Source organism: Salmonella sp. A7 (assembly GCF_020181675.1).
In the GTDB taxonomy this organism is placed as follows: Bacteria; Pseudomonadota; Gammaproteobacteria; order Enterobacterales; family Enterobacteriaceae; genus Salmonella; species Salmonella enterica.
In genome coordinates this window covers 4542916-4556472 of record NZ_CP084001.1, presented here as the reverse complement: position 1 = coordinate 4556472, position 13557 = coordinate 4542916, and the positions used below count along the sequence as shown (strand labels likewise).

Annotated in this window: 16 protein-coding genes; 10 read left to right on the top strand and 6 right to left on the bottom strand. The window is 52.4% G+C overall.

All coding sequences use genetic code 11. The features are described 5' to 3' along the window. Positions 1-66: 66 nt before the first annotated feature. From cyaY to LCS67_RS22040, 3 genes are all read right to left on the bottom strand, one after another. Positions 67-387, bottom strand: a complete 321-nt coding sequence (gene cyaY / locus LCS67_RS22050; protein WP_000999927.1) for an iron donor protein CyaY — start codon at positions 385-387, stop codon at positions 67-69. A 69-nt stretch (positions 388-456) separates the two neighbouring features. After that, positions 457-846 carry a DUF3021 family protein gene (locus tag LCS67_RS22045; protein ID WP_001125571.1) on the bottom strand — a complete coding sequence of 130 codons (390 nt, stop codon included), beginning with the start codon at positions 844-846 and terminating at the stop codon, positions 457-459. Further along, on the bottom strand, positions 834-2837 hold the full coding sequence (locus LCS67_RS22040; RefSeq protein WP_024151720.1) for a hypothetical protein: 2004 nt from the start codon (positions 2835-2837) through the stop codon (positions 834-836). The genes LCS67_RS22045 and LCS67_RS22040 overlap by 13 nt, the downstream gene beginning before the upstream one ends. A 185-nt stretch (positions 2838-3022) precedes the next feature. On the opposite strand from LCS67_RS22040, the gene lptM reads away from it, so the two are divergent. The 8 genes from lptM (at position 3023) to corA (ending at position 10126) form a co-directional block, all read left to right on the top strand. Next, positions 3023-3226 (top strand): LPS translocon maturation chaperone LptM, encoded by a 204-nt coding sequence (gene lptM, locus LCS67_RS22035; RefSeq protein WP_000799903.1) that lies wholly within the window; start codon positions 3023-3025, stop codon positions 3224-3226. A 36-nt stretch (positions 3227-3262) separates the two neighbouring features. Next, positions 3263-4087, top strand: coding sequence for a diaminopimelate epimerase (gene dapF, locus LCS67_RS22030; protein WP_001160671.1), 825 nt, complete (start codon positions 3263-3265; stop codon positions 4085-4087). Continuing rightward, positions 4084-4791, top strand: a complete 708-nt coding sequence (locus tag LCS67_RS22025; protein WP_000812760.1) for a DUF484 domain-containing protein — start codon at positions 4084-4086, stop codon at positions 4789-4791. The genes dapF and LCS67_RS22025 overlap by 4 nt, the downstream gene beginning before the upstream one ends. Then, complete coding sequence (xerC, locus tag LCS67_RS22020; RefSeq protein ID WP_000132872.1) at positions 4788-5690, top strand: tyrosine recombinase XerC; 903 nt, start codon at positions 4788-4790, stop codon at positions 5688-5690. The genes LCS67_RS22025 and xerC overlap by 4 nt, the downstream gene beginning before the upstream one ends. Next, complete coding sequence (gene yigB, locus LCS67_RS22015; RefSeq protein WP_001213560.1) at positions 5690-6406, top strand: 5-amino-6-(5-phospho-D-ribitylamino)uracil phosphatase YigB; 717 nt, start codon at positions 5690-5692, stop codon at positions 6404-6406. The genes xerC and yigB overlap by 1 nt, the downstream gene beginning before the upstream one ends. Before the next feature lie 135 nt (positions 6407-6541). Next, positions 6542-8704 carry a DNA helicase II gene (gene uvrD / locus LCS67_RS22010; protein ID WP_000383436.1) on the top strand — a complete coding sequence of 721 codons (2163 nt, stop codon included), beginning with the start codon at positions 6542-6544 and terminating at the stop codon, positions 8702-8704. Positions 8705-8963: 259 nt separating this feature from the next. Beyond that, on the top strand, positions 8964-9020 hold the full coding sequence (gene ysgD, locus LCS67_RS22005; RefSeq protein ID WP_213083418.1) for a YsgD/CorL family protein: 57 nt from the start codon (positions 8964-8966) through the stop codon (positions 9018-9020). Between the two features lie 155 nt (positions 9021-9175). Then, positions 9176-10126 carry a magnesium/cobalt transporter CorA gene (gene corA / locus LCS67_RS22000; protein ID WP_000947139.1) on the top strand — a complete coding sequence of 317 codons (951 nt, stop codon included), beginning with the start codon at positions 9176-9178 and terminating at the stop codon, positions 10124-10126. Positions 10127-10173: 47 nt separating this feature from the next. On the opposite strand, the gene LCS67_RS21995 is transcribed toward corA, so the two are convergent. After that, the gene (locus tag LCS67_RS21995; protein WP_000619299.1) at positions 10174-10554 is read right to left on the bottom strand and encodes a hypothetical protein; all 381 of its coding nucleotides are present in this window, start codon (positions 10552-10554) and stop codon (positions 10174-10176) included. A 174-nt stretch (positions 10555-10728) separates the two neighbouring features. On the opposite strand from LCS67_RS21995, the gene LCS67_RS21990 reads away from it, so the two are divergent. Then, the gene (locus tag LCS67_RS21990; protein ID WP_001156607.1) at positions 10729-11025 is read left to right on the top strand and encodes a hypothetical protein; all 297 of its coding nucleotides are present in this window, start codon (positions 10729-10731) and stop codon (positions 11023-11025) included. Positions 11026-11064: 39 nt separating this feature from the next. Here LCS67_RS21990 and rarD read toward each other — a convergent pair whose 3' ends face one another. Then, positions 11065-11952 (bottom strand): EamA family transporter RarD, encoded by an 888-nt coding sequence (rarD, locus tag LCS67_RS21985; protein WP_000339081.1) that lies wholly within the window; start codon positions 11950-11952, stop codon positions 11065-11067. Between the two features lie 43 nt (positions 11953-11995). Further along, on the bottom strand, positions 11996-12463 hold the full coding sequence (gene yigI / locus LCS67_RS21980) for an acyl-CoA thioesterase YigI (RefSeq protein WP_001277145.1): 468 nt from the start codon (positions 12461-12463) through the stop codon (positions 11996-11998). A gap of 164 nt (positions 12464-12627) precedes the next feature. Between yigI and pldA the strand changes: the two genes are divergently transcribed. Next, on the top strand, positions 12628-13497 hold the full coding sequence (gene pldA, locus LCS67_RS21975; RefSeq protein WP_001201692.1) for a phospholipase A: 870 nt from the start codon (positions 12628-12630) through the stop codon (positions 13495-13497). The last annotated feature ends 60 nt before the right edge of the window (positions 13498-13557 follow it).

Sequence of the window (13557 nt, the reverse complement as noted above, 5' to 3'; positions counted from 1 at the left end):
CGGTGGTGGCTACGCCTTACCGGGCCTACAGTAAGCCGGATAAGCAAAGCGCATCCGGCAAATAAATCAACGGAAGCTCACCTTTTCACCCGCCTGCTGCGTTGCCGCCTGCTCCAGCAGATCCCAGAAGGTTTCGCCGCTGCGATCGCAAATCCACTCGTCGCCTTTCAGGTCAAAGTGATAGCCGCCCTGTTTGGTCGCCAGCCATACCTGATGCAGCGGCTCCTGACGGTTAATAATGATTTTACTGCCGTTCTCAAAGCTGAGGGTCAGCACGCCGCCGTTGATTTCGCAGTCGATATCGCTGTCGCCGTCCCAGCTATCGAGGCGTTCTTCAATGGTGAGCCACAGGGCGTCAGCCAGGCGATGAAATTCACTGTCGTTCATTGTTTTATCCCGCTATTGAGTGATATCGCCAGTATAAGGGGAAGCGTCAGCTTCTGGAACCGATACGAATTACCGTTGTGAGCGGTAAAGGATAAAACCCAGCGGTAGATAAATGACGATAAATAGCGCACTGGTGATAAGTATGACGGACGCGTTAACCGGGAAATGGTTCAGAGCCGACAGCATTGCCACCATCAGCGCGACGCAGCCGCCGCAGAGGAGAAAATGCAACAGGATTAAGGGGGCGCGCGGCTTTGCTTTGATATCCAAAAGAGCGCTAAGCAGACCGAGTACCGCGCTTATCGTCAGAACCCCGGCAGCTTCAACACCGTTTATCGTGCCGTGCATAACGCTTTCAACAATGACGTAAATGCATGAACCGATCCCCACGCCCCGAAGGGCGTTTTTCAGATGTTTATTCAAACGCGCAAAACGGTTTAGCTGCGTCATTTTTGGCATTCCTGCGCCTGCGTTATGATGATGATGTCTTTATTGTTGGTGTACCTGACGTTCCTATTCAGAGTATGCGTCTTATCCGGGCAGGGGGATGCTGTTCGGTAAAGCTGGCTGCCAATCCACGTATAAACGTAGCGGTTGTCATACGCAAAACGCTCGGTGACTTTTAGCGGCCCATTGATGCTAAAGATCTGAATACCCTGACCTTGTTGGCTATCACGCATAAAATAGCCGTGCTCTTTTCCGGCGTTAATTTTCCGGTTCAGGAAGGGGGTTGCGCTATCCAGTTCCAGCGTTTCCAACTGGTCTTCGCCAAAAGGTGAGAGCCTCGCAATGTATAGCCGGTTCTTATATTGCGCGATGCGATCGTTAACCAGATGAAACTGACTCGGGTCAACGTTGGGAATGGTTTGCCAACGGCCCCACTCGCCGTCAGGTGACAGAGACTTGCGCCAGCGAACCGCTGTTTTGCCGATGTCAAAGGTGCCATCGGTTTTAACATAGGCTGTTTTTACGGAAGGATCGCGCGGGATACCCGTGGCGATAAAAGAGCCATCCTCCATGAGAGCGCCATCTAACTGGGCTATGCGGTAATCCACCCAATAGCCGTATCCTGAGTACGTTGTTTGCCATTTCACGCGTAGAGCTTTGGGATTGGGCGTGGGATAGCGCCACAGTTGAGCGCCATCAAACGCGTAAACATAGCGATCGTCGCGCGCGTACCATTTTTTGTAATGTGGGCTGTCGCCCAGATGCGCTTCTGTCTCGCCCGGAACGTGATAGTCCATCAGAATAAGCGGGCCAGCCGACTCGAATACCTGCAATCCGTCTTCTTCCTTAAAGTCGGATCGCGTTTTAGTGAGTAAATAACCGTGATGCCGCCCGGCATTAAAACGCTTGTCTATCACCAGATTTGGGTTATCCAGCGTGACGACATCCAGTTGGTTTTCGCCGAATTCCGTTTTCCTGATGACATAAAGCCGATCCTGATACTGCGCCACCGCATTACTGAGCGGATGAAATTGTTCCGGGTCAAGGCCGGGGATTTCGGCAAATTTACATCCCGGACCTTTACGCCACAGAACGCGTTTTTCCTGCAGGTTGAACGCATCACAGTGTTTTTCAATTTGCATGTCCCAATCCAGGTTGTTCTGGTTGAGAACGTAACGGTGCAAGCCGTTTTTATCGCGCCAGGTCAATAGAGAACCGGGCATCCAGCGCACCACGGAAAAGGTATCCGGATCGGCATCCAATAGTTCGCCATTGAGCATTATTTTTGTACGCGTGCGGGCCAGCGTATCCCAGGGACCAAAGGGGACAGCGACACACGGATTAAATGTGGCGGAAAATTTACCGCGCTGATCCCAGGGCTTTTGCGCCAGAACGGTGAAACTGTCCGGGTCGCTCAGGCGATGCCCTTCGACATAAAGAAAGCGATCGTCGCGCAGCGTCAAGCCCATCAGGTCTGGTTTCCACTGGCTGCTGAATTCAACTTTGCGCAATGACTGTAAATTAACGCGGTTTTCGCCGCCGTTGTCATCCGTTCGTTTGCCTTCGTAATAGAGACTATTTTTATCAACACCGATTTTGCCAAAGGCGCGAAATGAGGCGACATCTACCGATGGCGTCCCCGGCGGATTACGCATGATTTTTCCACCGTACAGAATAACGCGTCCGTCGCTGTAGTAGGAAAAGTGCGGGAAGATAGCCTGTGCACCGGTATGAACGTGATCGGTCGTCAGGTCGGTGAGCGGTGGTTCCCTGTCCCACTCATCCTGAGTTGCTGGGTTAATCAATGAATTGGGTAACCGACGCAGGCGTTTGAAATTCACCTCCGGCAACGAAAGATTGTTCTCCTCTTCTGGCTGGAGATAAACCACGCCGCTGCCTTGCCGTTGATAAACATTGTGCGGAGATTCACTTAGCCGGCATCCCCAGGCGGGAGGCAGCAGAAGTGAAAGCGAAAAAAGGCAAAACAAATTACGATATTGCATAAGGTCATCCGGACGTGGTACGTAAACCTAAAGTGATTAGCAAAGCATGTTTCCTGATGTAAATGCGCAATAATCATGGCAACGCGCCGCTTTTCAGATTTTATAAAGAGCCCCTAAACGCTTGCTTTTACGCCTTCTCCTGCGATGATAGAAAATAGAAAGCATGAACTTACAGGCAATCCATAATGAAAAACGTGTTTAAGACACTCGCTGTACTTCTGACTCTGTTCAGCCTGACGGGCTGCGGTTTGAAAGGGCCGCTTTATTTCCCGCCAGCCGATAAAAATGCGCCGCCGCCGACGAAAAAAGTCGATTCGCAAACGCAGTCCACGATGCCCGATAAGAACGATCGCGCAACGGGAGATGGCCCGTCCCAGGTCAATTACTGAGGATAGTTTTCTGTCCCCGCGTGAACGGAGTGAATGATGCAATTCTCTAAAATGCATGGCCTTGGCAACGATTTTATGGTCGTCGACGCGGTAACGCAGAATGTCTTTTTTTCGCCGGAACTGATTCGTCGGCTATCCGACAGACACCTGGGCGTAGGGTTCGATCAGCTGCTGGTGGTTGAGCCGCCCTATGATCCTGAGTTGGACTTTCATTACCGCATCTTCAACGCCGACGGCAGTGAAGTCTCGCAGTGCGGCAATGGCGCGCGCTGTTTCGCGCGATTTGTTCGCCTGAAAGGGCTAACCAATAAACGCGATATTCGGGTCAGTACCGCGAATGGCCGGATGGTACTGAGCGTCACGGAAGATGAACTGGTGCGGGTGAATATGGGGGAGCCAAACTTTGAACCCGCGCAGGTGCCTTTTCGCGCCAACAAAGCGGAAAAGACGTATATTATGCGAGCGGCGGAACAGACCATACTGTGCGGCGTGGTTTCAATGGGCAATCCGCACTGTGTCATTCAGGTTGATAACGTCGACACGGCGGCCGTTGAAACACTGGGGCCGGTTCTGGAAAGCCATGAGCGTTTTCCGGAACGCGCCAACATCGGTTTTATGCAGGTTGTAAGACGTGAGCATATCCGGCTGCGAGTCTATGAACGCGGCGCAGGGGAGACCCGTGCGTGCGGCAGCGGCGCGTGCGCTGCCGTTGCCGTGGGGATTCAGCAGGGGCTGCTGGCTGAAGAAGTACGCGTGGAATTACCGGGCGGTCGGCTGGATATCGCCTGGAAAGGTCCGGGTCATCCGTTATACATGACTGGTCCGGCGGCACATATCTACGACGGATTTATCCATTTATGAAGCAACCAGAGGAAGAACTACAGGAAACGCTCACGGAACTGGACGATCGAGCGGTCGTCGATTACCTGCGCCACCACCCTGAGTTTTTTATCCGTAACGCCCATGCCGTGGAAGCGATGCGTGTTCCACATCCCGTGCGGGGAACGGTTTCGCTCGTTGAGTGGCATATGGCCCGCGCGCGTAATCACATCAATGTGCTTGAAGAAAATATGACGCTGCTGATGGAACAGGCTCATGCCAATGAAAGCCTGTTTTATCGCTTGCTGCATCTGCAAAGCCGTCTGGTCGCCGCGGATAGTCTGGATGAGATGCTGATGCGGTTTCACCGCTGGGCGCGCGATTTGGGGCTTGCCGGCGCGACGCTGCGTTTGTTCCCGGATCGGTGGCGTCTTGGCGCGCCATCGCGCTATACGCATCTGGCTTTAAACCGTCAGGCCTTCGAGCCGCTGCGTATTCAACGACTGGGACAGTCGCAGCATTATCTTGGCCCGCTAAACGGCCCGGAACTGCTGGTGGTCTTGCCGGAGGCGAAAGCTGTAGGCTCGGTAGCTATGTCGATGATGGGCAGCGATGGCGACCTCGGGGTGATTCTCTTCAGCAGCCGTGACCCGCACCACTATCAGCCGGGGCAGGGGACGCAGCTTTTACAGGAGATCGCGCTGATGCTGCCGGAGCTGCTGGAACGCTGGATTAAACGCGTATGACGGATGTCGCGCTTTCTCAGGATGTCTCGCGGTTCCTGCGCTATTTAGGCGTGGAGCGCCAGCTTAGCCCCATTACCCTGCTGAACTACCAGCGTCAGCTTGATGCCATTATCGCTTTAGCCGGAGAAGCCGGGCTGAAAAGCTGGCAACAATGTGACGCTGCGATTGTGCGCAGTTTTGCGGTGCGCAGTCGGCGCAAAGGGCTTGGCCCTGCCAGTCTGGCGCTACGTCTCTCGGCATTGCGAAGCTTTTTTGACTGGTTAGTCAGTCAGGGCGAATTGAAAGCTAACCCGGCGAAGGGCGTCTCCGCACCGAAAGCGCCGCGTCATCTGCCGAAAAATATTGATGTCGACGACGTTAACCGCCTGCTGGACATCGATCTTAACGATCCGCTCGCCGTACGTGATCGGGCGATGCTGGAGGTCATGTACGGCGCGGGACTGCGTTTATCCGAACTGGTTGGCCTGGATATAAAGCACCTCGATCTCGATACCGGCGAAGTGTGGGTAATGGGTAAAGGCAGCAAAGAGCGACGCCTGCCGATTGGCCGTAACGCGGTGACATGGATTGAGCACTGGCTGGATCTGCGCGGACTGTTCGCCAGCGATGAAGAGGCGTTATTCCTGTCGAAGCTCGGCAAGCGTATCTCCGCGCGCAATGTCCAAAAACGGTTCGCTGAATGGGGCATAAAGCAGGGGCTAAACAGCCACGTGCATCCACATAAGCTGCGCCATTCGTTTGCGACCCATATGCTGGAATCGAGCGGCGATCTGCGCGGCGTGCAAGAGCTGCTGGGTCATGCCAACCTTTCCACCACCCAAATTTATACTCATCTTGATTTTCAACATCTTGCTTCAGTGTACGACGCGGCGCATCCGCGCGCTAAACGGGGGAAATAATGCGTTTTTACCGGCCTTTGGGGCGTATTGCCGCGCTCACCTTTGACCTGGATGATACCCTTTATGATAACCGTCCGGTGATTTTGCGTACTGAGCAGGAAGCGCTCGCTTTTATGCAGAATTATCACCCGTCGCTACGTTCGTTTCAAAACGTCGATTTACAGCGGATACGGCAGGCGGTGCGTGAAGCGGAGCCGGAAATCTATCATGACGTTACCCGCTGGCGCCATCGCGCGATAGAGCAGGCCATGCGGGATGCGGGATTATCGGCGCAGGAGGCCATTGCCGGCGCGAATGCGGCGATGATGCATTTTGCCAAATGGCGCAGCCAGATTGAGGTTCCGCAGGCTACCCATGAGACGTTACAGCAGCTTGCGAAAAAATGGCCGCTGGTGGCGATCACTAACGGCAACGCCCAGCCGGAACTGTTTGGCCTCGGCGATTACTTTAAGTTTGTACTGCGCGCCGGCCCGGATGGACGTTCCAAGCCGTTTAGCGACATGTATTTCCTGGCGGCGGAAAAACTGCATGTGCCGATCGGCGAGATCCTGCATGTCGGCGACGATCTGACTACCGATGTGGCTGGCGCTATTCGCTGTGGGATGCAGGCCTGCTGGATTAAACCTGAAAATGCCGACCTGATGCGGACGCAGGACAGCCGTTTACTGCCGCATATCGAAATTTCGCGGTTGGCATCTCTCACCTCGCTGATATAATCACCAGTAGTTCTGTATAAATTCCCAGTTATTCTGGCGGATGGCGTTATGCTTATCCGCCCTACGATAAGTAGCCCCGGTAAGCGAAGCGCCACCGGGCGTTTTTAGTTTTCATGTTTTTACGCGGCGGTGCCAATGGACGTTTCTTACCTGCTCGACAGCCTTAATGATAAACAGCGCGAAGCGGTGGCCGCGCCACGTAGCAACATGCTGGTGTTGGCGGGCGCGGGAAGCGGGAAAACCCGCGTGCTGGTGCACCGTATCGCCTGGTTACTGAGCGTAGAAAACAACTCGCCATACTCCATCATGGCGGTGACCTTTACCAACAAAGCGGCGGCGGAAATGCGCCATCGTATTGGCCAGTTGATGGGGACCAGCCAGGGCGGAATGTGGGTAGGGACGTTCCACGGTCTGGCGCACCGCCTGCTGCGCGCGCATCATATGGACGCTAATTTGCCGCAGGATTTCCAGATTCTCGACAGCGAAGATCAGATGCGTTTGCTTAAACGCCTGATTAAGGCGATGAATCTTGATGAGAAGCAGTGGCCGCCGCGTCAGGCGATGTGGTACATCAATAGCCAGAAAGACGAAGGGCTACGCCCGCACCATATTCAAAGCTATGGCAACCCGGTGGAGCAGACCTGGCAGAAGGTGTATCAGGCCTATCAGGAAGCGTGCGATCGCGCTGGTCTGGTGGATTTCGCCGAGCTACTGCTGCGCGCTCATGAACTATGGCTGAACAAGCCGCACATCCTGCAACACTATCGCGAGCGGTTTACTAACATCCTGGTGGACGAATTCCAGGATACCAACAACATTCAGTACGCCTGGGTTCGTCTGCTGGCGGGCGATACCGGTAAAGTGATGATTGTCGGCGACGATGACCAGTCGATCTACGGCTGGCGCGGGGCCCAGGTGGAGAACATCCAGCGTTTCCTCAATGATTTCCCCGGTGCGCAGACCATTCGTCTGGAGCAGAATTACCGCTCGACCAGCAACATTCTTAGCGCGGCGAACGCTCTGATTGAGAATAACAATGGGCGTTTGGGTAAAAAGCTGTGGACTGACGGCGTTGATGGCGAACCGATATCGCTGTACTGCGCTTTCAACGAACTGGATGAAGCGCGCTTTGTGGTTAACCGTATCAAAACCTGGCAGGACAACGGCGGCGCGCTTGCGCAATGCGCCATCCTTTATCGCAGCAACGCCCAGTCGCGCGTGCTGGAAGAAGCGTTATTACAGGCCAGTATGCCGTACCGGATTTACGGCGGTATGCGCTTCTTCGAACGCCAGGAGATCAAAGATGCGCTCTCTTATCTGCGTTTGATTGCCAATCGCAACGATGATGCCGCCTTTGAACGCGTGGTGAACACCCCGACGCGCGGCATCGGCGACCGCACGCTGGACGTGGTGCGCCAGACCTCGCGCGATCGCCAGCTAACATTGTGGCAAGCGTGCCGTGAATTGTTACAGGAAAAAGCCCTGGCCGGGCGTGCGGCCAGCGCGCTACAACGCTTTATGGAACTGATCGATGCCCTGGCGCAGGAAACCGCCGACATGCCGCTGCATGTGCAGACTGACCGGGTGATCAAAGATTCCGGCCTGCGCACCATGTATGAGCAAGAAAAAGGCGAGAAAGGCCAGACGCGCATCGAAAACTTAGAGGAACTGGTGACGGCGACGCGGCAGTTCAGCTACAACGACGAAGATGAAGATTTGATGCCGTTGCAGGCCTTCCTCTCTCACGCGGCGCTGGAAGCGGGCGAGGGGCAGGCGGATACCTGGCAGGATGCGGTACAGCTGATGACGTTGCACTCGGCCAAAGGCCTGGAGTTTCCACAGGTGTTTATCGTCGGCATGGAAGAGGGCATGTTCCCCAGCCAGATGTCGCTGGATGAGGGCGGGCGTTTGGAAGAGGAGCGTCGTCTGGCCTACGTCGGCGTTACCCGTGCCATGCAGAAGCTGACACTAACCTATGCCGAAACTCGCCGTCTGTACGGTAAAGAGGTCTACCATCGCCCGTCGCGTTTTATCGGCGAACTGCCGGAGGAGTGCGTGGAAGAGGTCCGTCTGCGCGCCACCGTCAGTCGTCCGGTGAGCCATCAACGAATGGGAACGCCGCTGGCGGAAAACGACACAGGCTACAAACTCGGCCAACGCGTGCGCCATGCGAAGTTCGGCGAGGGAACTATTGTCAACCTGGAGGGCAGCGGCGAGCATAGCCGGTTGCAGGTGGCTTTTCAGGGGCAAGGGATCAAATGGCTGGTTGCCGCGTATGCGAAGCTGGAAACGGTTTGACCGGCTCTCATATTGCCGGATGGCACCTCTTATCCGGCCTACGCACTGGCTAACATTTTGATTTGTAGGCCGGATAAGGCGAAGCCGCCATCCGGCGATATAGTGATGTTAATATTCTGAAATCATAGATAAATACTCTCACTCTGCTAACCTTTCTGCATAAGGGGAAATTATTGCTTTTTCGCGTTTCGTTGCGTGTTGACGGCAAATTTTTGCTGGCGTAACATGCGCCCACGATTACGCTAAGAGGACATTCGCCTTGGACACACCCAGTAGATACTGGCTCATTATCCTGTTATCCAGGATCAACTCCTAAGGCTATCCCTTTTTGCTGATAGCCTTAGCGGTTGTCAGCGACCTTTCATTTTTTCCCGTCGCGTTGAGTCAGGCTGTTTAATGGTCTGAAACCCAATTTGTTTCTGTGTGCCCATCTGAACTGTCCGATATTTTTACGCATTGGGAGTCCCGGTCATGCTGAGCGCATTTCAACTGGAAAAAAACCGACTGACCCGGCTGGAAGTCGAGGAGTCACAAAGCCTGATTGATGCCGTATGGGTTGATTTGGTCGAACCGGACGACGACGAGCGATTGCGCGTACAATCTGAGCTGGGCCAGAGTCTGGCGACGCGTCCTGAACTGGAAGATATCGAAGCATCCGCGCGCTTCTTTGAAGACGAAGACGGATTACATATCCACTCCTTCTTCTTCTTCGAAGATGCGGAAGATCATGCCGGTAACTCTACGGTGGCATTCACTATTCGCGATGGCCGTCTGTTTACGCTGCGTGAACGCGAACTGCCCGCCTTCCGTCTGTATCGTATGCGCGCCCGCAGCCAGGCGATGGTCGACGGTAATGCATACGAATTACTGCTCGATCTGTTCGAAACCAAAATTGAACAGTTAGCGGATGAAATCGAAAACATCTACAGCGATCTGGAAAAACTGAGCCGCGTCATTATGGAAGGGCATCAGGGCGATGAATACGACGAAGCGCTCTCCACGCTGGCGGAACTGGAAGATATCGGCTGGAAGGTACGCCTGTGTCTGATGGATACCCAGCGCGCGCTGAACTTCCTGGTGCGCAAGGCGCGCTTACCGGGCGGGCAGCTGGAGCAGGCGCGTGAGATCCTGCGCGATATCGAATCTCTGCTGCCGCACAATGAATCGCTGTTCCAGAAGGTGAACTTTCTGATGCAGGCGGCGATGGGTTTTATCAACATCGAGCAGAACCGCATTATCAAAATCTTCTCGGTGGTTTCCGTGGTGTTCCTGCCGCCGACGCTGGTCGCTTCCAGCTATGGGATGAACTTCGAGTTTATGCCGGAACTGAAGTGGAGCTTTGGTTATCCAGGCGCGATTATCTTTATGATTCTGGCGGGGCTTGCGCCGTATTTGTACTTTAAGCGCAAGAACTGGCTGTAAAATCAACGGACTGGCGATTTAACCGCCAGTCCGTTGGAAGTTCTTCATCATGAGGAAAGTTCTTGTTTTGAAGAAGCGATGAAAGATAGCAGTAGTGTTGTGAGTATTACCCAGGCAATATTGAGTTGTATACCAATATTATCGCAATCAGCCCCATTGAGTGCGACACTGACTGTACAGAAGACATTTACACCTATAGACAATGCGATGAAATAAAGTGCCCTGCAACCTGAATCTCTGATTCTCTTCGCGCCAATATTAATATGGATATAGGTATTGACAATAATAAATATTAAATCAAGATATTGGTTTTTAGGCATTATAGTAAATAATATTATCCATGATGATAATGTATAAATAACAAACTTTGCTCGCTTCAATGTATCCTTGGGGGAAGGCTGAAAAATATCTTTAATAATCCTAATCATATTATTTTTTCCATATTGATAACCAACTTCAGGTCTCACATGTAAATATATCACACTGAATTTTCTAATGACAGTAATGGTAAATAATGGCATGATAATTACGTTGCACAGCAATAGATAATAATTAAATATATTATCTGGTAATTAACAATTTCAATGAATGGATTTCATAAAATGCAAGAGAAAAATTTCTGGCAAGTTTATTTTGGTAAAGACCCTTTTTCTAAAGCCGAATTCATTAAAGCCTGGATTGGATGGTGGGTGATTGCTATTGTCCTGCTCGTTGTACTGTCGATTTGTACTTCATTAAATTTGAGGGGGATTGGAATAGCGTTGGGATTCGGCTTTTGCCAGATCCATGCCCGTTATTTAACGTTTGTTGGTTGGAATAAGTTTATTGGTGTGTTGGGCGTGTTTCCAGTAACAAATATTATATTATTTATTGTATTGCTATTTACTAAAAAGAAATAACATAAAATGGCAGCCAGATAATAGCTGCCATTTTATTATTTAATGCTTACGCCGTTGCGTATAAATCGCATCCATCACGAAAATCGCCAGCGCGACCCAGATAAACGCAAATGTCACCATCTTATCCGCGCCCGGCACTTCGCCATAAAACGTCACCGCCAGTAAAAACATCAGCGTTGGGCCGATATACTGAAAGAAGCCCAGTGTAGAAAGACGCAGACGCGTAGCCGCTCCGGTGAAGCACAGCAGCGGAATCGTAGTGACCACACCCGCCGCCATTAACAGCAAGTTCAACGATAGTGCGTTTTGCCCCATATGGCTGGTAGGGCTATCGGCGATGCCAAACAGATAAATTGCCGCGACCGGCAACAGCCATAGCGTTTCGACCAGCATACCCGTCTGCGCTTCAACGGCGATCTTCTTACGCACCAGGCCGTAAAACGCAAAACTAAACGCCAGCCCCAGCGCGATAATCGGCAGCGAGCCAAAGGTCCAGAGTTGCACCAGCACGCCGCACACCGCCAGAATCACCGCCAGCCACTGCATTCGACGGAAGCGTTCGCCAAGAAAAATCATCCCCAGCAAGATGTTAACCAGCGGATTAATGAAATAACCCAGACTGGCCTCCAGCATATGGTGATTATTTACCGCCCAAATGAACAATAGCCAGTTACCGCCGACCAGTACGGCGGACAGGGCCAGCAGAAAAATCTTCTTTGGCGTTTTCAGTAAGCGCTTAACCTGTCGCCACTGCCGGCTGACGCTAAGCAGCGCCACCATAAAGAAAAATGACCAAATCACGCGGTGCGTCAGGATCTCATCTGCGGGAACGTAATAGATCAGCTTGAAATACGCGGGGGCGATCCCCCAAATAAAATAGGCGGCAAGAGCGAGTAATACGCCCTGCCGTGTTTGTTTTGCGTCCATCCGGAAAACTCGTATCTGAAGTGTAACAACAGTTTACCTGCTTTTATCCCACCATATAAGTAGCGGTGGCGCTGGCGATGTACAGCTGATCTTCATTGTGTAATTCCACGCGGGCGACGGCCACTTTATTCCCTGCGCGCAGCAGGCTACTGGTGGCCGTAAAACGGTTGCCTCTGCCCGGACGCAGGTAATCGACGCGCAGGTCAATCGTTCCCATTCGCGACAGGCGCTGGCGTAGTTCATCTTCGCTGATGGTTTCGTGGCGAGTTAGCGTGCTGCCGACGCATACCAGTCCGGCGGCGACATCCAGCGCAGAGGCGATCACGCCGCCGTGTAAAATGCTTTGCGCCCAGTTGCCGACCATCATCGGCTGGTTGTTAAAGGCCAGTTGGGCGAACGCTTTTTCATAGCGTTCCAGCTCCAGCCCTAACGCCCGATTAAACGGCATGTGGTAGACAAACATTTCACCCACTAATCTCAGAGCTTGTTCAGCGGTAAGTACAGCGGACATAGATTCCTGACACCTCATTGGTTAATGAAATGTTGATATTATGCTTCTTAATTGTTGTTTTCTACTTTAAGAAGGGATAACTAACGGCTATGTGTGTAAATATGTAAAAATGGTTGGCAGAGAATGATTCAAGCTGAAAATACTTCGTCAGGAGAACGTCAAGAATGCGGGCGATTTTGAGAGGGTTGTTGCCAGCCACGCTACTGCCATTAGCGGCATATGCACAAGAAGCTACGATAAAAGAGGTTCATGATGCGCCTGCAGTACGGGGAAGTATCATCGCTAACATGCTACAGGAGCATGATAACCCTTTTACGCTTTACCCTTATGACACGAACTACTTGATCTACACGAACACCAGCGATCTGAACAAAGAGGCCATAAGTACCTACAACTGGTCTGAAAACGCACGTAAAGATGAAGTGAAATTTCAGTTGAGCCTGGCGTTTCCGCTGTGGCGCGGAATACTGGGGCCGAACTCGGTACTGGGTGCTTCCTATACGCAGAAATCCTGGTGGCAGCTTTCCAACAGTAAAGAGTCTTCGCCGTTTCGCGAAACCAACTACGAACCGCAGCTTTTTCTTGGTTTTGCTACCGATTATCGCTTTGCCGGCTGGACGTTGCGCGACGTAGAGATGGGCTACAACCATGACTCTAACGGACGTTCGGACCCCACCTCGCGTAGCTGGAACCGTCTGTATACCCGTCTGATGGCCGAAAACGGTAACTGGCTGGTAGAGGTCAAACCGTGGTACGTGATTGGCAGTACCGACGATAATCCGGACATCACCAAATATATGGGTTATTACCAGCTTAAAATCGGTTATCACCTGGGCGAGGCGGTATTAAGCGCCAAAGGCCAGTACAACTGGAATACAGGCTACGGCGGCGCGGAAGTTGGATTAAGCTATCCGGTCACTAAACATGTCCGGCTTTATACTCAGGTGTACAGCGGCTATGGCGAATCGCTGATCGACTATAATTTTAATCAGACACGTGTCGGCGTCGGCGTGATGCTTAACGATATCTTCTGATTGGATTGTGTTTTAAACATTGCAGTTTCTCTCGCAGGCGCTGAAAATAGCGCCTGTTTT